Origin of the sequence: Halobacillus trueperi (assembly GCF_003386945.1) — a bacterium.
In the GTDB taxonomy this organism is placed as follows: domain Bacteria; phylum Bacillota; class Bacilli; order Bacillales; family Halobacillaceae; genus Halobacillus; species Halobacillus aidingensis.
The window spans coordinates 70,663-95,844 of sequence record NZ_QUAE01000002.1 but is presented as its reverse complement, the minus strand read 5'-3'; the positions used below and the strand labels follow the sequence as shown (position 1 = coordinate 95,844).

Annotated in this window: 30 protein-coding genes; 25 read left to right on the top strand and 5 right to left on the bottom strand. The window is 43.8% G+C overall.

Annotated features, from left to right (window positions below; all coding sequences use genetic code 11):
• The first annotated feature begins 2 nt into the window (after positions 1–2).
• The 7 genes from DYE48_RS03065 to DYE48_RS03035 all read left to right on the top strand — a co-directional run bounded on the left by DYE48_RS03065 (position 3) and on the right by DYE48_RS03035 (position 5,938).
• Positions 3–365, top strand: coding sequence for a rhodanese-like domain-containing protein (locus tag DYE48_RS03065; RefSeq protein WP_115822375.1), 363 nt, complete (start codon positions 3–5; stop codon positions 363–365).
• 103 nt (positions 366–468) lie between these two features.
• Positions 469–762: a hypothetical protein gene (locus DYE48_RS03060; RefSeq protein WP_115822374.1), complete on the top strand. Its 294-nt coding sequence runs from the start codon at positions 469–471 to the stop codon at positions 760–762.
• A 123-nt stretch (positions 763–885) separates the two neighbouring features.
• Positions 886–1,641 carry a polysaccharide deacetylase family protein gene (locus tag DYE48_RS03055; protein WP_244199361.1) on the top strand — a complete coding sequence of 252 codons (756 nt, stop codon included), beginning with the start codon at positions 886–888 and terminating at the stop codon, positions 1,639–1,641.
• Positions 1,642–1,838: 197 nt separating this feature from the next.
• Positions 1,839–3,104, top strand: coding sequence for an ammonium transporter (locus DYE48_RS03050; protein WP_089651829.1), 1,266 nt, complete (start codon positions 1,839–1,841; stop codon positions 3,102–3,104).
• A 26-nt stretch (positions 3,105–3,130) separates the two neighbouring features.
• Positions 3,131–4,096, top strand: coding sequence for a DUF294 nucleotidyltransferase-like domain-containing protein (locus DYE48_RS03045; protein WP_115822373.1), 966 nt, complete (start codon positions 3,131–3,133; stop codon positions 4,094–4,096).
• Positions 4,093–4,815, top strand: a complete 723-nt coding sequence (locus DYE48_RS03040) for an exonuclease domain-containing protein (RefSeq protein WP_115822372.1) — start codon at positions 4,093–4,095, stop codon at positions 4,813–4,815. The genes DYE48_RS03045 and DYE48_RS03040 overlap by 4 nt, the downstream gene beginning before the upstream one ends.
• Before the next feature lie 148 nt (positions 4,816–4,963).
• Positions 4,964–5,938, top strand: coding sequence for a PLL family lectin (locus DYE48_RS03035; RefSeq protein WP_208639628.1), 975 nt, complete (start codon positions 4,964–4,966; stop codon positions 5,936–5,938).
• A 45-nt stretch (positions 5,939–5,983) separates the two neighbouring features.
• Here DYE48_RS03035 and DYE48_RS21080 read toward each other — a convergent pair whose 3' ends face one another.
• Positions 5,984–6,121: a hypothetical protein gene (locus DYE48_RS21080; RefSeq protein ID WP_167449431.1), complete on the bottom strand. Its 138-nt coding sequence runs from the start codon at positions 6,119–6,121 to the stop codon at positions 5,984–5,986.
• A 124-nt stretch (positions 6,122–6,245) separates the two neighbouring features.
• Between DYE48_RS21080 and DYE48_RS03030 the strand changes: the two genes are divergently transcribed.
• The 4 genes from DYE48_RS03030 (at position 6,246) to DYE48_RS03015 (ending at position 8,386) form a co-directional block, all read left to right on the top strand.
• Entirely contained in the window at positions 6,246–6,440 is a 195-nt protein-coding gene (locus tag DYE48_RS03030; RefSeq protein ID WP_147299263.1) for a hypothetical protein, read from the top strand.
• A gap of 566 nt (positions 6,441–7,006) precedes the next feature.
• Complete coding sequence (locus tag DYE48_RS03025; protein WP_115822369.1) at positions 7,007–7,489, top strand: HIT family protein; 483 nt, start codon at positions 7,007–7,009, stop codon at positions 7,487–7,489.
• Positions 7,482–7,940 carry a hypothetical protein gene (locus DYE48_RS03020; RefSeq protein WP_115822368.1) on the top strand — a complete coding sequence of 153 codons (459 nt, stop codon included), beginning with the start codon at positions 7,482–7,484 and terminating at the stop codon, positions 7,938–7,940. Before DYE48_RS03025 ends, DYE48_RS03020 begins: the two co-directional genes overlap by 8 nt.
• A 191-nt stretch (positions 7,941–8,131) precedes the next feature.
• On the top strand, positions 8,132–8,386 hold the full coding sequence (locus DYE48_RS03015; RefSeq protein ID WP_147299262.1) for a DUF3953 domain-containing protein: 255 nt from the start codon (positions 8,132–8,134) through the stop codon (positions 8,384–8,386).
• A gap of 55 nt (positions 8,387–8,441) precedes the next feature.
• On the opposite strand, the gene DYE48_RS03010 is transcribed toward DYE48_RS03015, so the two are convergent.
• Positions 8,442–9,440 carry an LLM class flavin-dependent oxidoreductase gene (locus tag DYE48_RS03010; RefSeq protein ID WP_115822366.1) on the bottom strand — a complete coding sequence of 333 codons (999 nt, stop codon included), beginning with the start codon at positions 9,438–9,440 and terminating at the stop codon, positions 8,442–8,444.
• Between the two features lie 159 nt (positions 9,441–9,599).
• Between DYE48_RS03010 and DYE48_RS03005 the strand changes: the two genes are divergently transcribed.
• The 6 genes from DYE48_RS03005 to DYE48_RS02975 all read left to right on the top strand — a co-directional run bounded on the left by DYE48_RS03005 (position 9,600) and on the right by DYE48_RS02975 (position 13,543).
• Positions 9,600–10,085 (top strand): hypothetical protein, encoded by a 486-nt coding sequence (locus tag DYE48_RS03005; RefSeq protein ID WP_115822365.1) that lies wholly within the window; start codon positions 9,600–9,602, stop codon positions 10,083–10,085.
• Between the two features lie 324 nt (positions 10,086–10,409).
• The gene (locus DYE48_RS02995) at positions 10,410–11,102 is read left to right on the top strand and encodes a DUF1538 domain-containing protein (protein ID WP_115822363.1); all 693 of its coding nucleotides are present in this window, start codon (positions 10,410–10,412) and stop codon (positions 11,100–11,102) included.
• Positions 11,099–11,869 (top strand): DUF1538 domain-containing protein, encoded by a 771-nt coding sequence (locus tag DYE48_RS02990; protein WP_115822362.1) that lies wholly within the window; start codon positions 11,099–11,101, stop codon positions 11,867–11,869. Before DYE48_RS02995 ends, DYE48_RS02990 begins: the two co-directional genes overlap by 4 nt.
• On the top strand, positions 11,823–12,551 hold the full coding sequence (locus tag DYE48_RS02985; RefSeq protein WP_115822361.1) for a P-II family nitrogen regulator: 729 nt from the start codon (positions 11,823–11,825) through the stop codon (positions 12,549–12,551). Before DYE48_RS02990 ends, DYE48_RS02985 begins: the two co-directional genes overlap by 47 nt.
• A 4-nt stretch (positions 12,552–12,555) precedes the next feature.
• Positions 12,556–13,080, top strand: coding sequence for a GNAT family N-acetyltransferase (locus DYE48_RS02980; protein WP_115822360.1), 525 nt, complete (start codon positions 12,556–12,558; stop codon positions 13,078–13,080).
• A 67-nt stretch (positions 13,081–13,147) separates the two neighbouring features.
• Positions 13,148–13,543, top strand: coding sequence for a hypothetical protein (locus tag DYE48_RS02975; RefSeq protein ID WP_115822359.1), 396 nt, complete (start codon positions 13,148–13,150; stop codon positions 13,541–13,543).
• A gap of 35 nt (positions 13,544–13,578) precedes the next feature.
• On the opposite strand, the gene DYE48_RS02970 is transcribed toward DYE48_RS02975, so the two are convergent.
• Positions 13,579–13,764, bottom strand: a complete 186-nt coding sequence (locus tag DYE48_RS02970; protein ID WP_115822358.1) for a hypothetical protein — start codon at positions 13,762–13,764, stop codon at positions 13,579–13,581.
• A 320-nt stretch (positions 13,765–14,084) separates the two neighbouring features.
• Between DYE48_RS02970 and DYE48_RS02965 the strand changes: the two genes are divergently transcribed.
• The 8 genes from DYE48_RS02965 to DYE48_RS02930 all read left to right on the top strand — a co-directional run bounded on the left by DYE48_RS02965 (position 14,085) and on the right by DYE48_RS02930 (position 23,595).
• The gene (locus DYE48_RS02965) at positions 14,085–15,365 is read left to right on the top strand and encodes an ABC transporter substrate-binding protein (RefSeq protein ID WP_115822357.1); all 1,281 of its coding nucleotides are present in this window, start codon (positions 14,085–14,087) and stop codon (positions 15,363–15,365) included.
• 114 nt (positions 15,366–15,479) lie between these two features.
• Positions 15,480–16,388 carry a carbohydrate ABC transporter permease gene (locus DYE48_RS02960; RefSeq protein WP_089651894.1) on the top strand — a complete coding sequence of 303 codons (909 nt, stop codon included), beginning with the start codon at positions 15,480–15,482 and terminating at the stop codon, positions 16,386–16,388.
• The gene (locus DYE48_RS02955) at positions 16,385–17,218 is read left to right on the top strand and encodes a carbohydrate ABC transporter permease (RefSeq protein WP_089651846.1); all 834 of its coding nucleotides are present in this window, start codon (positions 16,385–16,387) and stop codon (positions 17,216–17,218) included. The genes DYE48_RS02960 and DYE48_RS02955 overlap by 4 nt, the downstream gene beginning before the upstream one ends.
• Positions 17,219–17,297: 79 nt before the next feature.
• Positions 17,298–18,311 carry a LacI family DNA-binding transcriptional regulator gene (locus DYE48_RS02950; protein ID WP_115822356.1) on the top strand — a complete coding sequence of 338 codons (1,014 nt, stop codon included), beginning with the start codon at positions 17,298–17,300 and terminating at the stop codon, positions 18,309–18,311.
• A 30-nt stretch (positions 18,312–18,341) separates the two neighbouring features.
• Complete coding sequence (locus DYE48_RS02945) at positions 18,342–19,688, top strand: GH1 family beta-glucosidase (RefSeq protein ID WP_115822355.1); 1,347 nt, start codon at positions 18,342–18,344, stop codon at positions 19,686–19,688.
• 170 nt (positions 19,689–19,858) lie between these two features.
• Positions 19,859–22,822, top strand: a complete 2,964-nt coding sequence (locus tag DYE48_RS02940; protein WP_115822354.1) for a carbohydrate binding domain-containing protein — start codon at positions 19,859–19,861, stop codon at positions 22,820–22,822.
• A 119-nt stretch (positions 22,823–22,941) separates the two neighbouring features.
• Positions 22,942–23,178: a hypothetical protein gene (locus DYE48_RS02935; protein WP_115822353.1), complete on the top strand. Its 237-nt coding sequence runs from the start codon at positions 22,942–22,944 to the stop codon at positions 23,176–23,178.
• A gap of 99 nt (positions 23,179–23,277) precedes the next feature.
• Positions 23,278–23,595, top strand: coding sequence for a hypothetical protein (locus tag DYE48_RS02930; RefSeq protein ID WP_115822352.1), 318 nt, complete (start codon positions 23,278–23,280; stop codon positions 23,593–23,595).
• A 40-nt stretch (positions 23,596–23,635) separates the two neighbouring features.
• On the opposite strand, the gene DYE48_RS02925 is transcribed toward DYE48_RS02930, so the two are convergent.
• A complete protein-coding gene (locus DYE48_RS02925) occupies positions 23,636–24,142 on the bottom strand; it encodes a GNAT family N-acetyltransferase (protein WP_115822351.1) in 507 nt (168 codons plus the stop codon).
• An 11-nt stretch (positions 24,143–24,153) separates the two neighbouring features.
• A complete protein-coding gene (locus DYE48_RS02920; protein ID WP_115822350.1) occupies positions 24,154–25,128 on the bottom strand; it encodes a glutathione S-transferase family protein in 975 nt (324 codons plus the stop codon).
• Between the last annotated feature and the right edge of the window lie 54 nt (positions 25,129–25,182).

Below are 25,182 nucleotides of genomic sequence, written 5' to 3'. Positions count from 1 at the left end.
AAATGGAAGCTATCCTTCCATGGGGAATTGGATTGTTACTCGGTTGGTTCATAATTAAAAAGCTTTTGCCGGTAAAAGGTGTTCAAAATATAACTGTCCAGGAAACGCAGAAGCGTTTGAAAGAGAAAAATGTGCAATGGATTGATGTCCGGACGCCTGGTGAATATCGAGCGAATCATAAAAAGCCATTTAAAAATGTACCTCTCTCTGATATTGCGAAACGATCTGGTGAATTGGACCGCAATAAAGAGGTCGTTTTAATATGTCAAAGCGGGATGAGAAGTATGAACGCAGCGAAAGTATTGAAAAAGCAAGGGTTTAATAAAATCACCAACGTTAAAGGTGGCATGAGCGCTTGGGGGTGAACAACATTCCCTCACGAAAAAAGATCAGTGGAAATGGTCTTTTTTATTTTTCTGAAACTTACCTTGCAGCCTACTCGTACTTGTAGGTGACAGGGGTGATGATATGTTATGGGTATATATATTCATGGGAGCTGCCGGTATTGGATTGTTCGTTCTGTTCAATTGGTTGATGGGTTATCGGAAAGGCCATATACAAATTGATTTTGATGAGAGGTATATCGATCATCAGGAATATGTCCAGGCAATTGAAAAAGAATTGAGTGAAAGAGGACACACTGTTCGTTATGAAGGTAATCACACTTTTATCGTGGACGAAAAACCATACGTCTTCTTTGAAAGGAATGTACCCGTGGGGGGAGTTCCAATGCAACGGACGATATTGAAACCGAAAAAATAATGAAATCTAAAAACCAGTTCCAACAGGGGACTGGTTTTTGTGTGGGGGCACTTTCCGTTTTTTAGCTGGGATAAGAGAGCTTTTTACCCGCAAACTAATGAAAAAAGGAAAGGGGTGTTTCATTTGAAAACATTCACCCTATATCTTTTGATTGGTCTGTGTATTTTCCATATGAATATTGTAAGCGTTTACGCTGAAAATCACCCTCGGAATTATTATGAAGAACAAGGGACGGCGATTTGGGATGTGCCCATTTCATCAAAGTATATAGCCATCACTTTTGATGATGGCCCAAGTTCAGAGTACACGCCGGAAATTTTGGACATTTTACAGGAGCATAACGCGAAAGCCACGTTTTTTGTAGTTGGATCAAGGGCTCAGGAGAATCCGTCGATCATCAAGTCGATGGTGAAAAGTGGTCACGAGCTTGCCAACCACAGTTTTCATCACCCGGACTTTACAGGCATAACGAAAGAAGAGCTGATCCATGAAATGGACAACACATCAGAAGTTCTTGAAAGTTTGACAGGTGCCCCGCCAAGGTTGTTTCGTCCACCTGGAGGCGTCTATAACGACATTATTGTCAATACAGCTAATGAAGAAGGGTATATGGTGGTCATGTGGTCCTGGCATCAAGATACGAGAGACTGGAAAAGCCCCGGCGTCCATAATATTGTAAAAACCGTATTGAACAATACGAGGAATGGGGATATTGTCCTTTTTCACGATTTTGGAGGCGATCGTTCACAGACGGTTGAAGCATTAAAGCAGATTCTCCCTAAACTGAAAGAAGAAGGCTATCAATTCGTAACTGTCTCGGAATTGCTTCAAAAACATACGAAATACAACCTTCTGCATGGAGTCAACGGTGTAGATTGATCCCTGATCCCAAACTTTTGGGATCTTTTTTTGTCTTTAAAAAGACTAAGGTGAAGGGGTTTTTAGCAACTTAAGAATCTTTGATCATACCTTATGTTAAGAAACCTGACATTTATAGTTGTGTAAATATTGTGACTTTGATACAATGCTTAATAACATAAGATGTTATAAAATCTCACATAAGGGGAGTTAAGAGAATGGATGCTACTTTTTTGATGAACAATCTTTGGATCATCGTTTGTACAATCCTGGTTCTATTGATGCAAGGGGGCTTTATACTGCTTGAAGCAGGGTCGACACGAATGAAAAACGCCGGCCATATTGCAGGAAAGACGGTTTTTACTGTAGGCATTGTTTCTGTGGTATTCTGGGCATTAGGATACGGACTGATTTATGGTGAAGGAAATGGATTTATTGGCTTTTCTAATTTCTTTTTCGGGGATGCAACGACGATGGGGGAAGGCTTAGCCGGTTCTACAGACTTCCTTTTCCAGTTGGCGTTTGCAGCCATTGCAATGACAATTGCTTTTGGTGGTTTTGCTGAGAGGGCAAAACTTGTCGCCTACGTTATTTTCGCTATTTTATTCTCTGTACTCGTTTATCCTGTTATTGCTCACTGGATCTGGGGAGGCGGCTGGTTAGGTGAACATGGAAAGCAGGACTTTGCCGGTTCAACGGTTGTCCACTTGACGGGTGCCATGGCAGCTTTAGCGGCAACGATTATCTTGAAACCTCGGATTGGAAAATACAACAAAGATGGTTCTTCTAATGAAATTGCCGGCCATAACCAGGTGTTTACAGCATTAGGTGTCCTCCTCTTATGGGTCGGCTGGTTCGGATTTAATGCAGGAAGTACGTTCGGGGTAGCGGATGCGTTCTTTGGTTATGTGGCCCTTAACACCCAATTGGCAGCAGGTGCTGGTGCCATTGGTGCAATGCTGATGGTTTGGGCAGTGACTGGAAAAGCAGATGTACCGACAACGTTGAATGGTGCCCTTGCCGGTCTTGTTGCGATTACAGCTTCTTGCGCTTTCGTTGAACCTTGGGCAGCCGTTTTGATTGGCTTGATCGGTGGTGGAATTGTATTCTTCAGCATGCGTTTCTTTGATAAAAGGAAAATTGATGATCCGATTTTTGCTCTCTCCGTCCACGGTGTCGTGGGTGTATGGGGAACGTTGTCCAATGGTTTGTTCGCAACCCCGGAGCTTGCTTCTGTGGGTCGTCCCGGGCTGTTTTACGGTGGTGGATTTGAGCAGCTATGGGTGCAGACGCTCGGAGTTGTAAGTAGTGGGTTGTATGCGTTCATCGTTTCATTCATCATTCTGAAAATTATGGATAAAGCAATGGGTGGTCTTCGTGTATCAGAAGAGGAAGAAATTATGGGTCTTGATTTAAGTGAACATGGTGGTTATGGATACCCTGAAAATTTGACACCTCCACAAAAGACAAAATCAGGAGCGTAAAGACGTAATCATAAAGGATGGAATGGATGTTTAAGACATATGAAGAAATCAGAGTATGGCGAGAAGAGATGATTGAATCTGTAAGTGATGATCATTTGCAGTTGAATACTTTTCATGATCAATTGATCCACCATACTTTCCATCTGGCAAAAGAAAAAGTTGAACGTGAGCAGGGGGAGCCTCCTGCTCCTTTTGCATTTTTTCTGATGGGGAGTGCAGGAAGATATGAGCAGTCGTTATGGAGTGACCAAGATCACGGGATCCTGTTTGATGGGGACGAGAAGCATCAAGATTATTATTTATCGCTGGGAGAAGAAATCAGAGATGGGATGGCCATCGTCGGTTATGAACGGTGTGAGGGGAATGTGATGGCTTCAAATCCTCTATGGTGCCAGCCCGTAGACGTATTCACTCGGCAGATCTCCGAATGGTTGAGGGAAGCAGAATGGCAGTCCCTGCGACATTTTCTTATTTTCTTTGATTCTAGAGTCTTGGTGGGGGAATCAGAACTGTTGCTCAAAGTCAAAGAGACTTCTTTTGCAGTGATCGATGAAGAACCAGGGCTTTTGGCAAGGTTGATGGATAATGTCAATTACGTAAAAAAGGGTGTGGGAGTTTTCGGGCAGCTGCTGCCGGATTACAGTGGAGAGAAAAAAGGTCATTTCAATCTAAAACAGACGGTCTATTTTCCATATATTAATGCTTTGAGGATCCTGTCCCTTTTTCAACATGTTACCAATTCTTCAACGTTATCAAGATTTGAAGCGCTGCGTTCCCTATACCCCTCTCTTTCTGAATATGAAAATGGTTTTCGGCAATTCCTTCAGCAAAGGTTGGAACTGAAAAAAGACGCTGAAGATTATCAACAGGTCCACGTAATCAAAGTGGAACAGTTATCAAAAGAGGAAAAACAGCAGTTGAAAAAGCAGGTCAAAAGCGCTCAAAAACTATATCAAATGGCGAAAAACATCATTAAAGAGGGTCGAACATGAACCCATTTGTACAATTTGTTAAAGATCTGTCCGGAAAAATCGGTGGTGGATTTTCTTCATTGAATCAAAATGATCCATCCAATATGGCGTACTTAAGGAACTTGGAGAGAGAGATGAAGAACGAGAATACTCTTGACCTTCCTTTTGATGATTTGAGTATTACGGTTTTCGATTTGGAAACGACCGGCTTTTACCCATACAACGGCGACCAGATTTTATCCATAGGGGCTGTGAAAGTGAAAGGAGAACAAATTGTCGATAGCCACACCTTTTATACTTTGGTCGGTACAGATGCTACGCCATCTAAAGAGATTGCATCCTTGACTGGAATTACAAGGGAAATGATCGAAGACGCGCCTCTCCTTCGCGATGCTTTGAAGAGCTTTTATAATTATGTGAAGGCGGATTTGCTTGTCGCTCACCATGCCAATCATGAAAAGCAATTCATGAATCATGCCACATGGATCGCCTTGAGAAAAAGGTTCCAGCATAGAATCGTCGATACAGCCTTTTTGACGAAAATTCTTCATAAACAGCAAGGGCTGACGACGTTAGATGAATGTTGTGAGCATTATGGGATTGATATAAAGAGACGTCACCATGCGCTTTATGATAGTTTGGCAACCGCTGAATTATGGATATTTTGCATAAAAGAATTAAAGAAAGAAGGGTTTACGAATTTGAGCGAGATCTATGCAAGGATCGCCATGATGGAATGAGCGTCTGAACCTTTTCATGTTTTTCTTTTTTCAGCATAAAATTGATAGGACACCATGAAGGGGGGATGACAGCATCATGTATCCATACGGACCTTATTATTATGGTTATGGGGGACCGCCGGATTTTTATGGATATAGGGGTTACCCTATGGAAGGTAATGTCCTGTATCCATACACTCCTTATCAACAGGGCTATTATGGGCAGCCGGCTTACCAAGCTTATCCTTATCAGGTAAATAGGTCATTGAATCCTCAGAGGGACAGTTGGAAGAGGTGGGAAGACCTCGGATCACCTCCAAGAGGTTTTAGAGGGTCCCCGTCTGTTTCATCATGGCAGGCAAATCGGTTGGATTGCTTTGTCAGAGGCAGTGATAACCGTCTGTGGCATAAATGGTGGAATGGTTCAAGGTGGCAGGAGTGGGAAGACTTAGGTGCCCCTCGTGGAGGAGTCAGAAGCTCGCCTGGGGCTGTGTCATGGGGGCCGAACCGAATTGATTGTTTTGTAAGAGGTACGAGTGACCGGATGTGGCACAAATGGTGGGACGGTTCAAGATGGAGAGAGTGGGAAGATCTCGGTTCTCCACCTCCTGGATTTGATGGCTCACCAGCTGTATCCTCCTGGGAGAGGAATCGTCTTGACTGTTTCGTTCAGGGAGACGATAACAATCTTTGGCATAAGTGGTGGGATGGTTCCAGGTGGAGACAATGGGAAAACCTCGGTGCGCCAAGAGGAGGCGTTCGGAGTTCTCCGACAGCTGTATCCTGGGGGCCGAATCGAATTGATTGTTTTGTCCGGGGAAGAAATGATGTCATGTGGCACAAGTGGTGGAACGGAACACGGTGGAGTGAGTGGGAAGATTTGGGATCACCAAGAGGTGGATTTGATGGTGCCCCTGGTGTTTCCTCCTGGGCACAAAATCGCCTGGATTGTTTTGTGCGTGGGGACAATAATCAGCTATGGCATAAATGGTGGGACGGTAGACAATGGAGAAATTGGGAGAACCTTGGTGCCCCAAGAGGGGGCGTGCGCTCTTCGCCAGCTGCTGTATCATGGGGAAGAAACCGGATTGACTGTTTCGTCCGCGGTGCGAATGACCATATGTGGCACAAATGGTATTCATAATAGATCAAACAAAATCCTGAGGACTACTCCTCAGGATTTTACTGTTTATGCATTCGCTCCAGGTTCTTGCTTGGGGCGATTCTTATTGGTGCGGTGACCGACTTCTTCTTCAATCGGCAGGCTTTCTTTCGGTGTTTTATTGTTCGTTTTCGCTGCGTTCATTTGTGACGTTCGTTTTCCCATCAACATCTACCTCCTCTTATGGGCATAGTTTGTATATAATGAAGAGAGGTAAAACGAGGAAATTTTTTCTTTCATGAAACCTTCCATTAATAAGAACCGTAGGAATAATGGGGAGGTGGACCGTGTGAGACAATGGTTGAAAAGCAAGAGAGAAGTATTGAAACGAAGCAGACAAAATGCTGATAAATCCAGTATTTTTGATTTTTTGTTTGAACTATTGCTTTGGTTACCTGAGCTGATCATTTTCCCCATCCGAATGGTCGTCTGGTTATTGAAAGGGATTGCAAGGTTAATCGGTCTTATTTCCGATTTTAATTAATATAACTCCACTAAACATAGGTGAAAATTATTATAGTATATGGCAGGGTTGTGTAAGGCTCAGTTTCAAGACTTTTGTCGAGTGGATGGGGGCTGCGGTGGATGACTCGCTTTCCGTGGGAGCGCGGTGAGCCTCCTCGGACTGCGTCCTTGTGGGGTCTCACCAAGCACTTTTTTCCCACAGGAGTCTCCTCATCCCCCTCCGCCCCTTTGCCTAATTAGTGCGTCAAACTACTTCTCGAATAAGCAGCCATTCAGCTTGATGGAATTGTAAGAATCAACTCCCATGCTCAGTTGTTAGAATCCATAAAGCTCGATACAACGCGCTTTATGCTTTTAACAGTGGGATCGTGGAAGACAAATCCCACTTGGCAAAGGGGTTCGTTACGCACCTATATCGAATGGGGTGGTTGGGAAGCTGCGAGACTCCCCCACAGGAAAGCGAGTAGCTTCCCAACCACCCCTGACGCTCAACCCGGTAACGAAACCCGAAAGAGTCTCGAAACTGAGTCTTCCACAAACGGGAGCTTATATAATATAAACGGAAAAGTGGAAAGGGGGAATGGTATGCGTACGATTACATTATCGAATGGAGACACGGTGGAAGTGGACTGTCTCAGTTGTGCTTTGACAAGCGGTAAAGTCGAACCGGAAGGGGGAGTCATTGCGGAAACCGAGCATTTCCACGCCCATCAGGATGTGGCTTATCCAATCAGAGGGTTAGTCATCGTAGCATCTAAACGGCATATCAAAGGCCTTGATGAGTTGACGGAACAAGAACAACAGGATTATATCACGTTCATCACGAAGATAAGAAAAGCGCAAAGGGAAGTTTTAGGGATCGAGAATGTGTATTATTTCTATAACGAAGACACGACCCACCACTTCCATTTATGGATGGTGCCCCGATACGACTGGATGTATGAATTCGGACGCTCGGTGGAATCGGTTCGACCCGTTTTACTTCATGCGAGGAAAAATAAAAACGAATGGGATCATATAAAAGTTTTGGAAGGCATTCGCTTGTTAACACAGGTGCTGAATGAATAGGGATATCCTCATATTCTTTTGCGTGCTTCTTTTTTTAAGTGTAACGGTTCAGGCTTCCAGTCCGTTTGTTACAAGCGAGGAGGAAGCAGCCGGTTATTATTATCAAGTTACCAAAGAGGAAAATACATACACATGGTTGATTGAAGGGAAAGACAATATACAGACCGTGATAGAAACAGAAGAAAATGAAGATCGTCTTCAATCATTCCGGACAGGTGTAGAAAATGCAAACAGTCATTTGTCTACTCTCTGGATTACGGGCGTGTTTTTTGTCATCGTCTCAACTCTCACCCTTTACCTATTCAATAAGCGAAGTCATGGGGTTAAGGAATCTTTACCGGTCATCATCGCAGCTTTGTGTGTTCCGATTTACATATTGTTTACAGCTTCCATTGAATTGAGTCAGGCGTTGAATGACGCGGAATATTATTTTCAATCGCTTATAAGATAGGGGGGATATGATGTACAGCATTTTTATGGTACTCTTTACATTTTTTGTGTGTTTAACGATTAGTTCCGTCTTCAATATTTTGTTCAAGACTACGAAAAGGTGGGATTGGGCTGTTTCAATATTGTTGAGTGCCGTGCTCGCTCTGTTTCTTGTAGGATTTATGGGAGGTTGAAGTGGAAAGGGGAGGTGGGATGATACTCGTGTCACGTCTGCGTAAGTTAACAATCATACGATTTATTTTTGGATTGCTTGTATTAAGTTTGAGCGGCTATGGTTTATGGACAGAGGATTTTTGGGTTTTGCCTTTCATGCTATTGATGTTAGGTTTCTTGATGTTTGTTACAGGAATGGTTGAAATCGAAAAGCGTAAAGGAGCCTATTCGATTCTTCATTTTCTTACCGCTACAGGCGTCTTTGTCTTTCTTTTTTATACATGTGTCATATAAAGGGAAGTCCCTCTGGATCGCAGAGGGACTTCTTTTCTGATGAAAGCTTTCGCAATCATTCATTTATAATCTCAGAAATAATTTCATAGGAGCGTAAACGCGCGCTGTGGTCGTAGATTTGTGAAATGACCATCATTTCATCTGCTGCGGTCTCTTCCTGGAATTTCTTTAATTGTTCTCTCACTGTCTCTTTACTTCCTATAATGGATGCGCCAAGTTGTTGTCTTAGTGCAGCCTTTTCTTGTGCTGTCCACACTTCATCCATGTTATCAACTGGTGGCTGGAGCAAATGGTTCGTGTTTCGTACGAGATTCAAGAATTGTTGCTGCAGGGACGTGGCCAATTTTTCTGCTTCTTCATCCGTATCTGCGGCAATGACATTGACGCCTACCATGACGTAAGGTTCATCAAGTACTTCAGAAGGCTGAAAACTAGAACGATACAAGTTCAAGGCGCCGCGCGTGTTGTTCGGTGAAAAGTGGCTGGCAAAAGAAAACGGCAGTCCGAGTTGGCCGGCAAGTTGTGCGCTGAACCCACTAGAGCCGAGCAGCCAAACCGGAATGTCCAGTCCTTCTCCTGGAATCGCGCGAATATGATGATCTCCGGCAAAATAGCCCCGTAATTCATCTAACATCGCGGGAAACTCATTGGGATCAGAGTCTAAGTTTCTCCGTAAAGCCTGAGCTGTCATTCCGTCCGTTCCTGGGGCACGTCCAAGGCCTAAATCCACACGTCCGGGAAACAGAGTTTCAAGGGTGCCGAATTGTTCTGCGACAATGAGTGGAGCGTGATTCGGAAGCATCACTCCGCCTGAACCGACACGTATGGAGTTCGTATTGTGCAGCACATGACTGATGGCAACGGATGTTGCGGAACTCGCGATAAAAGGCATGTTATGGTGTTCAGCCATCCAGTACCTTGTGAATCCCCACTTTTCAACATGTTGAGCAAGGTCCACCGTATTTCGGAAAGAATCCGCCGGTGTTCCTCCCTCAATTACAGGGGCAAGGTCGAGGACCGAGAATTTTGTATTTGCTAAACCTTGTACAGACATAGGATAACCTCTTTTCTATTTCACTTTATAATAAGCGGGCAATATTACCCTTTCCTTCGTATGACATCACTTATCATATCAGCTGTATTTCGTGTCTCAAAATAATCTGTTTGAAACTTATTCCATGTTCAGACGTCTATTTTCGAAAGGAGGGAGACGATGCGGCAAATGTTGATTGCTCTCTGTTGTTTACTTTTCCCATTTTTCTATTTATCTACAACGGTTACAGCCACTTCATGGGCCTATCCTTTTGTCGTCTATGACGGTTTCATTTATGTTGTTGAAGAAGAGAGGGCAGAAGTGCAAGTGGAAGAGAAGATTGGAGAAGTGACCGCTTATTCGGATATGCACCAGTATGAAGGGAATTTTTCGAATGTTTTTGAAAAAGGGACGGCCTATTATAAAATCGTCGGCCATCCTGCCACACAAGTAATTGCCGTTGAAGAACGAGAGGGCGTGTTTAGAAAAGCGGAACGGGAAGCTCCCTACACCTACGTGAGTGAAGGGGAAACAGCAGCGGATTCTTTTCTTGAAAAAGGAAAGCCTGTGGAGCGGAACGATCTCGTCATTGGAACGTTGCTATTTGTGTGCTTTATCACCTTCATCGGTGGGGCTGTCTATCTTTTTCAACGTAGTGGGACGTGATTATGTGCAACTGCCATGTAGTTTGGCTGAACGCCGCGGGGATGACTTTGCTCAAACATTTGAAGTCCTTGTTTACACGAAAGTCTTGTGTGATTTGTAAGAAGGGGGATGTGGACCCTGAGTCGTATTATAATGACGAAGGAGAAGCGGTGCTCGTTTGCAGGTCATGTGTCCCTTATGCTGAACGGAGAGCCATGAGAAAAAGGTAAGTCTATGATCTTGATCATGATTGCATGCTTTTGATGATATAATGAATACAGAAAACCTTTTTAGAAACGGAACATCTTTATACAAGCTCCTCAACTCTTTCCTAGGAGGCTTTAGATGGATAATATTAAAGAGACGTTTCTTGAAGTCGTCCTCTCCATACTCCCCATCACGATTGTCATTACCATTCTTCAATTCACTTTAGTCTGGCTTCCGTTGGACATGTTCTTCCAATTCCTCATCGGCGCAGGGATGGTCGGGGCCGGTTTGGTGTTGTTTTTGCTCGGAGTCAATATCGGATTGTTACCGATTGGAGAAATGATCGGCTCTGCGTTGTCTAAAACGAAGAGAATCTGGCTGATCGTTTTTTTCGGATTTCTTCTAGGTCTTGTAGTGACCATAGCGGAACCTGATGTCCGTGTGCTTTCCTCTCAGGTGGATCAGGTCTCTGGTGGACAGATCCCTATGGACATTCTTATTCTTTCCGTTGCGATCGGGGTAGGGGTGTTTGTCGCCCTCGCCATGTTCCGGATTATCTTCAGTATCAACATTGTTTACTTACTTGCAGGTGGTTATGCTATTGTCTTTCTCCTGGCGGCCTTTACACCTAGTGTTTTCGTCCCGATATCCTTTGATGCCGGCGGAGTGACCACAGGCCCGTTGACGGTGCCGTTTATCCTTTCACTCGGTGTCGGTGTGGCCGCTGTCATGCGTGGGAAATCCTCATCCGGTGATGGGTTTGGTCTTGTCGCATTAGCTTCGATAGGTCCGATTTTATCTGTTCTCCTTTTAGGGGTGATTTATGGGTGAAAATCAAAATTTTCGAAGGCTTCTGGCACGTCCTGTTTGATGTTGCGACAGCGCTCATTCCATTATTCTTCTTATTCCTTCTCTTTCAACTTGTTTTTCTTAAGCTCCCATGGGAAAAGTTACAGGACATCCTGGTTGGCTTCATTTTGACTTATGCAGGTCTCGCTCTGTTTTTGCAGGGGGTCCATATCGGCTTCTTGCCTGTTGGCAGCATGATGGGGGAGAAACTGGGAACCATTGAAAACACTTGGCTGCTTGTACCCATCGGTTTTGTCCTGGGCTTTGTCGCCATTTATGCAGAGCCCGCGGTCAGTGTGCTTACACACCAGGTTGAGAAAGTCTCCGGTGGCTATATCCCACAGAAATTATTGCTCTATACACTTTCGTTTGGCGTCGGTCTTTCGATCGCTCTTTCCATGGTACGCATTTTGATCGGTATACCGATATGGTATTTTGTTGTCCCTGGTTATCTGTTCGCCTTGATTATCGTTCGGTTCTCAAATAAAACATTCACTTCGGTCGCATTTGACTCTGGTGGAGTAGCCACAGGACCGATGACCGCTACTTTTATACTGAGTCTATTCGTAGGCATTGCCTCTGTCACAGAAGGACGTGATCCGCTTTTGGACGGTTTTGGAATGGTGGCTCTCGTCGCTTTGGCCCCGATTATTTCCGTCCTTACACTAGGCGTGATCTACAGGAGAAAGGAGCAGGAGCAGTATGACAAAGAACAAATCCGGACAAAAGCTCATAGTAACGATCGTTAAAAAAGAGAAAGCAAAAAAAGTCGTCCATGCCTCGACTCTTGCAGGTGCCCAGGGGGGAACGACCTTTTTTGGTAAAGGTTTCAGAATGGATGAAAAGAAGCGTTTTCTCGGCATACCAGTAGAAAGGGAGCGGGAAGTTATCTTAACCCTCGTTTCCAATTCCATTTATGAATCGGTCATGGAAGCCATTATCGATACAGCAAAATTGAACCGACCGAGGCACGGCATAGGATTTGTCCTCGATACGAAAAATATCAGCGGCATCAATCATATGATCGGACTGGGACTTGAACCAGAACAAAACGCAAGTGAGGATGTGATGCAGGTGGAGAAACAGAATTTATCCTATGATCTGATTGTGACGATCGTCAATAAAGGGGATGCGGAAAAAGTCGTAGACGCCTCTAAAGAGGCAGGGGCAGAGGGCGGTACCATCATCACAGGACGAGGTACAGGTATACATGAAAAAGCGAAACTTTTTAATATATTAATTGAACCCGAAAAAGAAGTGGTGCTGACATTGATCGTGAAAGAAAAGTGTGATGGAGTTCTGCGTGCGATTGAACGAGGAGCCAGACTGGATGAGCCGGGCAGAGGGATTGCCTTTGTGCTGGATGTCGAACGGACGGTAGGGATCAACCATCTATTGAATCAACAATGGAGTGAAGAAATGAAGGAGTGAAAGCATGCAAATCAGAGCAGAACAGAAAGAAGACTTCTCAACCATTGAAGAGGTCATTTTAAAAGCATTTGAGAACGTGGAAATGAGTGACCAGACCGAACATCAACTCGTGGGCAGGTTGAGAGATTCTGATCCCTATATCCCTGAACTTTCTCTTGTGGCAGAGGAAAAGGATGGAATCTTAGGTCACATCATGTTAACGAAGATAAGCATAGGTGAAGAAGAGTCTGTGAAATCCTTGGCTCTCGCCCCAGTTTCTGTTCTTCCTTCTTATCAAAATCAAGGGATAGGCAAATCGTTAATGAAGCACTCTTTGGAAAAAGCGAGGGAGTTGGGTTATGAATCTGTCATTGTCCTTGGACATCCGGAATATTATTCCAAATTCGGTTTTCAACCGGCCTCCCAGTACGGAATAACAGCCCCTTTCGAAGTTCCTGATGAAGCTTTCATGGCCTTGGAGTTGAAAAGGGGAGCGTTAGAAAAGGTTTCAGGAACCGTCCATTATTCCACGGAATTTTCACAAACATAAAGACGGAACATCAGGAGACTTCATTTTAGGATGATCGACAGCGTTCAGGTCATAAGGGGGAGAGAAGTTGAGAAAGTTTCTCATTTTTATGTTTGGAATGTTTGTCCTTCTGGCAGGATGCGGTTCTGAAAAAGAAAAGCTGATGGATGAGATAACCTCAGATGTGGAAGGGCGTTATAGTGTTCTCGCTTTTAAGAGTGAAAAGGATTCTGGAGAAGCGTTTCAAAACGAAATCAACCAGAGGTTCAGTGATCCTGAAGTATGGGAGAACAGACTCTATTCCTTCAACATCCTAAAAAGAGTACCTGATGAACCCTATGATTACAAGAAACTATTGAATATCGAGGAGTTACCGCAATTTATCGTTTTAGATACAGAGGAGATTGTTTTCCGCACGGCCCATATCGAGGACCTGGAAAGCTTTTTGCTCGGTGACGGTCAACATTCTTCTCATGAGCATTAAAAAACGGAAGCTGAAGAGCTTCCGTTTCTGTGCTTTTAAAAAGGTTTCGTATGTTTAGGGTCTGCTGATTTTTTGGCAGCTCCTTGCTCGTAATACATTTCTTCAAAGGCTTCTTTGTTTTCATTTGCCATATTGACATGAGGCTGAGCTTTTCTTTTTCGGGCGAAGTAGATGGAAAGGGCAATCAATACGATCGGAATCAATAGTAAGAGCCATAACATGTTTCGTTCCTCCTCAATGTTTTTGGCTTACAGTAACCCTATTCCCCTTCTATCCGCTTTCATGCTGTTTATGACAAGAAATCCGTCTAAGGAACTGCTCCATGTAATAAACGAAATAAATCCTCCATAAGAAATTTAAGGAAACCGGTTTACTAAAAAACACGATTAATTGTAAAAAAATTTAAAAAAACCATTGAAAACGGATACATTTGTCGATATAATCAAGCTAACCTAATAAATCGATTGATTTTTTTTAAACATTAACGAAACCGGTTTCGTTAATGTGGGGGGAAGAGAAATTAGGCAGGAATACGAAAGGAATGGTGAAAGTGAAAAAGAATTTATCTGTCGTTGTGTTGTTGGTCTTATCGATGTTCCTTTATGCGTGTAGCAGTGGCGATGAAGAATCGGCTTCAGGCGAAGGCAAAGTCACTTTGGATTTCTGGGTTTTTGGTGCGACGAACTATGAGGCGTTAGCAGAGGAATATGAAAAAGAAAATCCAGATGTAACCATCAATATTAAAAACTCTGAATTGGGCGACCACCACGATAGTTTGTTCACGTCCATTTCAGCAGGCACAGGCGCTCCGGACTTGACGATGATCGAGGTCGATCAGCTGGACCGTTACCGTGAAGCGCAAGATCGCTTTGTTAACCTTTACGACTTAGGTGCGGATGAGATACAAGATCAATACTTAGATTGGAAATGGAAGATGGCTGAAAATGGAGAAGAAGATTTCTTGTTCGGTTTACCGACAGACATAGGACCGAAAGCGATGTACTTCCACACAGAAGTATTCGAAGAAGCGGGACTACCGACAGATCCTGATAAAGTCAGTGAAATGATTTCAACTCCTGAACAATTTAAAGAAGCAGCGACAACCGTTTTAGATAAAACAGGAAAACCAATGGTAGACAGTATGGAAATGGCGTTCCGTGCAAACATGGATGCTCTTGAAGTCAGCTATTTCAACCGTGATGGTGAACTATTGATCGGTGAAGCAGATAACGGAGTAAAAGAAGCTTATGATTACGCTGTAGACCTTCACGAACAAGGTGTTGTAGGGTCATTCGAAATGTGGACGCCGGAATGGGCAAATGCCTTGAACCAAGGTGGGTTTGCTGTTGAGATGGCTCCTGCTTGGTTGAAAGGTTACATGACAGAAAACGCACCAGAAGGCGCAGGTAAATGGAGAGTGACGACACTTCCAACAGACTTTGCCGGAAACTGGGGAGGTTCTTATGTAGCGATTCCTTCTGAAACGAAACATAGTGAAGAAGCGTACAAATTCGCTAAATGGATGCTTTCTCCTGAAAATCAATTAGAGTCCTTCGTAGAAAGTGGTTTGTTCCCATCTGCTCCAGAAGTGTACGAAATGGAAGAATTCGTGAACAACTCTGATGAATATTTCGGCGGACAGAATACAGCTGCTTACTTTGCGGAAGCGGCAAAAGAAATTCCTGAAGTGTACAAAGGACCGAAATATGTAACTGTAAACAACGAAGTATTGACAGCTCTAAGAAATGTTCAAGAAGGCGCAGATCCTAAAGAAGAATGGGAAGCTGCCGTTGAACGTATTGAAGGTTTAGTGAGTCGCTAAATGTTTTAAGGGCTGGATGGATTCCATCCGGCCCTCCTACATAAAGGAGGGAATCATGTGGAGAATGTACAAAAACGTCAGCAAGCTTCAAAAGTGAAAAAATCCACTACCCAAATGTCTGAAAAGAAAAAAGATATGCTGTCTGGATATTTATATATTGCACCCTTTTTCATTATATTTGGAATTATCGGTCTTTATCCAGCTGTTTTCAGCATTGTTTTGGCCTTCCAGGATTGGAATGGACTTGGAGAGATGGACTTCGTAGGGTTGAACAACTTTGTTGTCGTCCTTCAGGATCCTTTGTTTTGGAAATCCCTGTATAACACCGTCATCATCGGCTTAATGGGGACAGCACCACAATTGATCGTCGGAATTATTTTGGCCTACTTCCTGAACATGGCCGTCATCCGTTTCACGAACTTTTTCCGAGTGACGATCTTTATGCCGTACATCACATCCATGGTAGCCGTAGCTTTAGTATTCGGTGTGTTTTTCAGTAGTAGTGAGACCGCTTTGGCGAACTATGTAATCGGTCTATTCGGGGTTGATCCTGTCAGTTGGAAAACGTCTGAATGGGGAGCGAAAATCGCGATTTCCTTAATGGTTTTCTGGCGATGGGTCGGTTACAACACGATCATCTATCTAGCAGGACTGCAGAGTATTCCGAAAGACTTGTATGAAGCAGCAACCATCGACGGTGCTGGCAAGGTTCAGCAATTCCTTCACATTACCATTCCAATGCTGAAACCATTCATCATTCTGACGGTCTTCATGTCTACTGTAGGAGCACTGCAATTGTTCGCTGAACCAGCGGTATTCTTAGGTTCTTCCGCTTTCAACCGAGATGAAGCTATGACCGTCGTTATGTATCTTTATCGTGACGCCTTCAACTTAGGTTCATTTGGAACAGCTTCAGCAACAGCTGTATTATTGCTCATCATTATCGTCGGTGCCGCAGCATTGAATACGTGGTTGACTTCTGGAGTCGGTCGTAAGCAGAAAAGGAGGGCGTTTACGAAATGAGAAAATCTAAAGGATTGAAAAAAGGGACGCTTCCCGTTTACATCATCTTATGGATCGCTTCCATTTTATCCATTTTTCCATTCTATTGGATGTTTGTTATGGCGACCCAGCCTAGTGCCGCTTACAACTCGATTCCTCCGACACTCTTGCCGGGTGATCAACTTGTAAATAACTTCATGAAAGTCCTGGATACGATTCCATTCTTTCAGGCGATGTGGAATACGATCCTTTTATGTACCACAGTAACGCTCGCTGTATTATTGATCAGCTCTTTGGCTGGATTCGCCTTTGCGAAGTTCGAGTTCCCAGGTAAAAACTTTTTCTTCATCCTGATTCTATTGACGATGGTGATCCCTCCTCAACTGGGTTTGATTCCACAGTTCTATCTCGTTTCCCAGTTAGGATGGTTGGATACGTTACTTGGAGCAGGTGTCCTGTTCTTGTTGAATCCATTGGGCATCTTCTTAATGCGCCAATACATCAGTGAATCTGTACCGGACGAGCTGATGGAAGCAGCAAAACTTGATGGTTGTTCGAACTTCAGGATTTTCCGGAGCATTGTGCTTCCGATCATCAAGCCTGCCTTTGCAACATTAGGAATCATCGTATTCACCCTTGTATGGGGAGAATTCTTATGGCAGTTCACTGTATTGCGTGACCCAGCTTCCTACACATTGCAAGTAGCGCTCGCATCATTAAATAACGCGTTCCGTGTTGACTTTGGTATGCTGCTTTCAGGCGTATTCTGGGCAACTGTTCCGTTGATCATCATCTTCTTGATTTTCAACCGCTGGTTCATTTCAAGCATCACAGAAGGGTCGATCAAGTAAATCTATGCCATCCACTCGTAATTGTTGATACAATAGATGGTAATCACAGAGCGGCTAGCTTTTAAGGAGAGAACAAGATATGGATTTGACAATACGTGACATAGCAAAAATGGCAGGTGTTTCTCCAGCCACTGTTTCTAAAATCATCAACAATTATGGAGGCATCAGTGAATCGACGCGAAAGAAAGTCTATAAGATTATCGAAGATACAAAATATCAACCGACGTTTTCAGCCAAATCTCTGGCTACGAAAAAATCGAATCTGATCGGCTTGATTTATGCCGGTAAGATCAATGTTGATTTCACTCACCCCTTTTTCAATGAGGTCGTCAATTCATTCAAGAGAGCAGTAGGGGCTTTAGGTTATGACTTGCTGTTATTCTCAAATGAAAAATTTTATAAAGGGGAAAGCAAGTACTTGGAAAGGTGTAAGCATTTCCATGTTGATGGATGCCTGGTCATCGCCGGTGATGAAATTGAAGAGGCTGTCCATGACATTGCGAAAAGCGAGATTCCTTGTATCGGGATTGACTTGAAGCTTGAAGGTCCGAGATCCAGCTACATTATGACAGACAACGCAAAAATCGGTGCGAAAGTCGTCGAGTATCTTTATTTGAACAAAGTCCGCAACATCGCTTACATCGGAGGAAAGCAAGATTCCCTCGTATCAAGTATCCGGAATATCGGCTTTATTGATGCGATGAACCAATTTGGACTTGCGGTCAACAAAGATTGGATCTATTACGGCGACTTTTTCGAAGAGAGTGGATATGAAGGAATGAAGGAAATTCTGAAAGGAGACCGGCTTCCAGAAGCGGTTTTCGCAGCTTCCGATATGATGGCCCTTGGCGCATTAAAAGCCATGAAGGAAGAAGGATTGTCTGTTCCTGAAGATATCCAATTGATTGGCTGCGATGATATTGAAGCTTGCCGGTACAGTGATCCACCACTGACGACTGTAAAGCAAGACAAACAAAAACTAGGAAAACTAGCGGCGTATATGCTTGAAGACTTGATCAAGGACGATCACGACATCCAGGATGTCAAAGTGGACCCAGAGCTGGTCCCACGAGCATCTACCAAAGAACGCTAGACTCCTAAAGATTAACTGGAGGTAAAGGCAATGACAACGATTCAATTTCCTGACAAGTTAAAATGGGGCGCAGCGACTGCTTCCTACCAGATTGAAGGAGCCGCAAAGGAAGGAGGACGCACCGCATCGATTTGGGACGTGTTCTCCCACACCCCTGGCAATGTAAAGAACGGGGATCATGGCGATCACGCATGCAACAGCTATCATATGTACAAAGAAGATGTGCAGCACTTGAAGGACCTTGGTGTTGACATGTATCGATTCTCGATTTCATGGTCCCGCGTTATTCCTGAAGGGACAGGCGAATTGAACCCAGAAGGCGTCGAGTATTATCGCAACTTGATTCAGGAACTGATTGACAACGGAATTGAGCCGATGATTACGCTCTATCACTGGGATCTTCCTCAAGTTCTGCAGGAAAAAGGCGGATGGGAGAATCGCGAAACGACAGAAGCGTTCTTGGCCTATGCGAATGCCATGTTCCAAGAGTTCGGTGGCCAAGTGAAAAAATGGCTGACGATCAATGAACCTTGGTGTGCATCCTTCTTATCTAACTATCTAGGTATCCATGCCCCAGGAAAAACGAGTTTGCAAGCGGCGGTAGATGTTTCCCATCATTTGTTGCTCGCTCACGGGAAAGCAGTCCAGTCGTTCCGCGACCTTGTACCGGATGGCGAAATCGGGTACGCACCAAATGTCGGTTGGCTTGAGCCGTACAGCCCCAATCAAGAAGATATCGATGCATGCAAGCGTGGAATGATGTGGCAGAAAGAATGGTTTATGGATCCTGTGTTCAAAGGTACATATCCAGAAACCCTGGTGAAACTTTTCGCTGAGCATAACGCGACCTTGAACATGGAAGAGGGCGACCTTGAAATCATTTCCCAGCCGATCGATATGATGGGAATCAACTATTATACAGGAAGTCTCGGCCGCTATAAGAAAGACGAAGGGTTGTTCCAAGTCGAAGAAATCGCTCTTGATGAACGTCGCACCGATATCGATTGGCCGATCTATTCGGAAGGTTTTTATAAAACCCTTACGGACCTTCACAAGACGTACGGGGATGTTCCGATTTACATCACGGAAAACGGCGCTTGCTATAACCATGGCGTAGAGGAAGATGGAAAAGTGCACGACAAAGAGCGCGTAGATTACCTCAAACAACACTTGACCGCTCTGAACCGTGCAATGGAAGCAGGCGTACCGATCGTCGGGTATATCGTCTGGTCACTTCTAGATAATTTCGAATGGGCGGAAGGATATGAGAAGAGATTCGGAATTATCCACGTGAATTTCGAGACGTTCGAGCGTACGAGAAAAGATAGCTACTACTGGTACAAAGACACGGTAGAGAACCACAAGTTTGAAAGATAAAATTTTTTGACCTGAAGGGAAACCGGTTTCGTTCTATTTTATAGGAAGATACTCGTTTCCCTTTCTTTTTTATAAAATGTTTTCTGTCATTGATGATCAAGGAACAAAAAGATGAACCAACACCTCTTAGATTGACTACATACAGCTGAAAAATTAAAGGAGGAAGCAGATTGAAGAAATTTTTTTATTGTTTGATCGTCCTGTTTATCGTTTTAGGAAGTTTCACCCCTGTTCATGCCAAAAAGTCCGAAGGGAAACAAGAAGAAGGAATCCATTGGTATGAAGAAGGTCTATTTGAAGGGCTGAATAACAAGAAAAATGAAAGCGCATCCATGAACTATCAAGAATATTACGTTGTGTTAAGTCATCTGTTCGGCGTGGATGAGAAAGAAGTCATACAAAAAACAGAAGAAGCAACGGATGATTCTGTTAATATACGCTCTGCTATTAAACAAGGGGCAGCGAAGAATATTATCTCCGGATTTCTTCCTAATCAATTGGAAGAATCTCTTGATCAATGGGAAGGTTCGGAAAAACCACTGAAGCGTAAAGACCTCCTAAAATTGGTAGATGGTTTTGTTGATGCCTACTATAACGAAGCAGGAGAATACGAAAGACAGGATATCAAAGGAAATGCATGGATCAATGCATCAGGAGTTACAATCTCTGAATCTACCATTGATGGTGATTTAGTCATTACTAACGGGAAGGACATCCTTTTAAACGAAGTCACTGTAAACGGAACGGTTTATATTGATGAAGAGATTCAGAATCAAGTTTCCACTGTAAATTCAGATTTGAATCGTGTTCTCGTATATGATGCTGATGAAAAAGCTTCAGATTGGTCGCTCGTTTGGAACGATGAATTTTTAGCGAAAGAGATTGATTCAGACAAATGGACCTACGATATTGGAAACTGGATTGTGGACGAAAACGGAGAAGGGGTCGCTCCAGGCTGGGGTAACGATGAGAAAGAATATTATACAGATTCCAGCGAAAACTCTTATACCCAAGATGGCCATTTAGTTATCAAAGCGAAAAAGGAAGAAGAGCCGATAACAGATAAATTCGGATCGTATGATTACACATCCGCGAAATTAAAGACAAAAGGTCTATTCAGTAAGAAATACGGTAAATTTGAAGCAAAAATGAAACTTCCTGAGGGTCAAGGATTCTGGCCGGCATTCTGGATGATGCCAGAGGATGATGTATATGGACCGTGGCCGGCTTCTGGAGAAATCGACATTATGGAAGCGGCTGGAAAAGAAACGAGTAAAATCGGTGGAACGATCCACTATGGAGAAGAATGGCCGAACAATACGTACACAGGCAAAGAGTATCACTTCCCAGAAGGCGAGGATTACACAGGTTACCATACGTATTCAGTCGAGTGGGAACCAGGTGAGATTCGCTGGTACGTTGATGGAGAACTATATCAAACATTGAATGATTGGTTCAGCAAAGGTGAAAATCAAGGAGATAAATATGCATATCCTGCTCCATTTGATCAAGAGTTCTACATGATCTTGAACCTTGCCGTCGGTGGCTGGTACGGCGGGGATCCAGATGAAACGACAGAATTTCCAGGCACAATGGAAGTAGACTATGTGCGTGTGTATGAATTAACTGGGAGAGAATACAAAGAGCCCGTTGAACCTGTCGTAGAAGAAGAGACATTGCCGGAAGATGCGAAACAGCCATTAGAAGACGGAAACTTTATTTATGATCAGAACTATGAAAAAGGAATAACCGTAGTGGATTCTCCAGAAAAAACACTCGATTCAACCTATTGGAATTTCCTTGAACTCCCAGATTTCAAAGGTGAAGGAAATCTAACAATTGAAGACCTAGAAGGAGAAAATTTTGCGAAGACGGAGATTATTAACCCAGGAAATGCCCTATGGTCTTTGCAACAAATCCAGAAGCTTCCGGTTCTAAAAGGACACACGTACAAGGTATCGTTTGATGCGAAGTCCAATACGACCCGGAACATCATGACAAAAGTATCCGGTGGAGCAGAAAGAGGTTATGCGAATTACTCCGGTGAAAAAACGATGGGATTGACGGAGAACCTTCAATCTTATGAGTACACATTTAAGTTTAATCAGGATACAGATTTAGCTGCGCGTCTGGAATTCAATATGGGTAGTAATGGAACAGCGCCTGTATGGATTGGCAACGTCCGTGTAGAGGATATTACGGATCAAGTCAGCGAGGACCCATCGAAGCCTGCGTTGGGTGATGGCAACCTTATTTATAACGGTACCTTCGACCAGGGGGATATGACACGTCTCAATTATTGGGAACTGTCCTCGCAAAATGTTGCGGATGCGAGTGTAGTCGTACCGGAATCCTCTCGAAAAGCTGAAATCACCGTTGCAGAAGAAGGTCAGCAGCCAGGAGACATTCTTTTCTCTCAAGGCGGCATTCCGCTTGCAGAAAATCAGGAATATGAATTGACATTCGATGCGAACGCATCAGAATCAAGAAACATACAAGTGGAAGTGGTCAGCGAAGATGGTTCTGTCCAGTACTTCAGTGAAGAAGCTGTTTCATTGACTAAAGAGATGGCGGGTCATACGTTAGAATTCCAACTGCCTGAGGAGCTCTCTGGTGAAGTCGGCCAGCTGAGATTTCTTCTAGGGGGAGAAGATGGTGATGTGACGTTAGATAACATTCGCATGATTCAAACGTCCGTAATTGTTGCTCCAATCAATTTCCAAAATGGTGACTTTTCACAAGGAATGGAACCGTGGGAAAGTTATATTCACTTTGATGCGAATGCGGCTGTGGACGTTGTTGATGAAGAGCTCAAAATAGCTATCGAGAATGCGGGCAATGAAACATGGAGTGTTTTAGCGGAACAGAAAAACCTTTCCCTTAGCAAAGGGGCTGCCTACACATTAGCTTTTGATGCTAAATCAACCCTAGCCAGAGACATCGAGGTTACTCTTGAGAACGCGAATTATACACGTTACCTCAGTGAAAAAGTTTCTCTAAATGAAGATATGGAACATTATGAGTTTGAGTTTGAGATGGTTAAAGATGATGTTACATCTTTGAAATTCTTGATGGGTCAATTTGCAGATGCCCATGACATTTATATCGACAATGTAAAAGTTGAAGTGAAATAAAGGGGTAGACACGCTCTTTGCATAAAAGAGCGTGTCTATTTTTTTAGGGGGGAAATTGCCCAGACCGACATCTTCCCCTGCACATAGGCTAATGAGAGTTAAGGGAAGGGGCGAGTGATTTGGATCAAGTCTATCATCACGGTCACGGCACCTATGTCCCAGGGTATGGGTACCATCATGGCCGGACGTACATCCCCGGCTATGGATATCACCATGATCAAGGGACGTACTCGCCGGGTTATGGCTATGAACATGGGCACAGCTCATACGCGCCAGGACATGGATACCATCAAGGGCACGGCGGGTATAATCCGTGGTACGGTGGGTATCATCACGGTCACGGTGGATTTTATTAATAAATCCATACGAAAAAGGAACTTTCCATGCGGGAGGGTTCCTTTTTTTATGGTCGGATGCATAGGATGCTTGTACAGTGAATTTTAGGGGGCGATATCATGAAAAAGTTTTATCCTTTCTTACTGCTCTTAGGTGTTATTGCGCTGATCGGGTACATGGAGTCACCACAGATGCTCCCGGAAGATCATTTCCAATCACCTGTCAGCACAGAAAATAATGAAACCGAAGCTGTGGCTACACAAGATAAGGAGGAACCATTTACAACTATGGAGTTGGAGCTCGTATATGAGGGGACGAAAGTTGTAGGCGGGGCAAAAGTGGAAGCTTATCGGGAATATGAAATTTATAAAGATCGTGATGGAAACATGATAAAAGAAGTACCTACGGAGAATTACAATTATCTGAAGTATGAATGAAAAAAGGTCACTCCGGATGGAGTTGACCTTTTTCCTCTTTCTATATGGATCGTCGGAAAGCTTTCACGATGATTCCGTCATTAGCAGGCTCGAAGTCGTGCTCCGGCACTCGCTCGAATCCGTTGCGCTCATACAAGGCGATGGCGTCTTTCATAAAATCACCGGTATGCAGGCCGATTTCAGAATACCCTTTCGCTTTGGCTCTTAAGATGCATTCTTCTATTAAACTGGAAGCGATTCCTTTCCCACGCGCTTGTGGGATGACAGCAAGTACACGGATTTCAGGATAATCCAGTACATCTACATACCCTTCATATGTGTCTGTCCTTGCCGGGAAGAGGGCGACACTTCCTAGAATGTTCCCATTCACTTCTGCCACGATGAGATCTACACCTGGCTGTTGGTCAGCTTCAGAAGAGACAGCCTTCTTCAGTGCATTCCAATGTTCGTCCGGAATCGAACCGGTATGGTCTTCGTAAGCAACCATTCTCAGTTTTCGGATCTCAAGTAATTCTTCTTTTTTCGCATTTCGAATCGTAATGTTCATGTCGTTCTCCTTTAAAACCGAAACTTATCTCTCGTCTGGCTTAATTTTTTACGATGATGAGGGGACTCCCATACAGACAGGTCAGGACCTTTAGGTAGAATCTTCTTTTCTGCGAGATCCGGGTTGATGGTGATCGATAAATGATAATGCTGCTTTATGGCATGAAAATCTGTGGTATCACCAAATCCTTCTGTCTGATACAGGTCGCGGGCATACCCCCAAAGGCTCGGGAATTCACGAATCAGATTTCGATTTGTGTTGAATCCATTGTAATAAGCAACATCAAAACGTGCAAGGGTGGTATAAAAGCGTACGTCTGCCTCCGTTATGTAGTCACCCAGGAGGAAGCGGTTTTTAGATAGATGTTGCTCGAGTTTATCAAGGCGTGCAAAAAGCTGGTCATACGCGTGTTCATAAGCTTCCTGGGATTGAGCGAAGCCACATTTGTAGACGCCATTATTGATGTCATGGAAAATGACCTCGCTCCAATAATCAATATCTTCTCGCAATTCTTTAGGATACAGAGCAGGAGCACCTTCTTTGTGAAAAGGAGCCCAGGCGGTTTCAAAATCTGTGGTCAAGTTAAAATAGTCATTGTTGACCGCTTTTTTCTCATCAATATCAACCATCATTGGTACAGTCGGTCGTCCGGAATAGTTGTTATCTGCATTGAGATAGACTTCACTTACATATTGAATGCCTAGTTCAGGGTCTTTGCTATTTTCATCCAAAGAAAATTCCCAATCCACACGGTCGATCTGCGGGCGAAGAGGGCTTGCGGTTCCAAGACTGATTGAGGTATCAAGTCCAAGGATTTTCCGGACTATGACTGCACGGTGAGCCCATGGACAAGCGGGAGACCAAAGGAGACGGTATTTTCCTGGTTCTACGGGAAGTTCTTCACCGAAAGAAGCAGTGAAGCGGTTGGTTTGACGTTTGAAGGAACCGTCTTTGTCGATTTCAACAGGTTTATTGGTAGAACTCATTCAAGATCCCTCACTTTCAAGATAATTCAACGGTATCTTTTTTATCGCATGTTT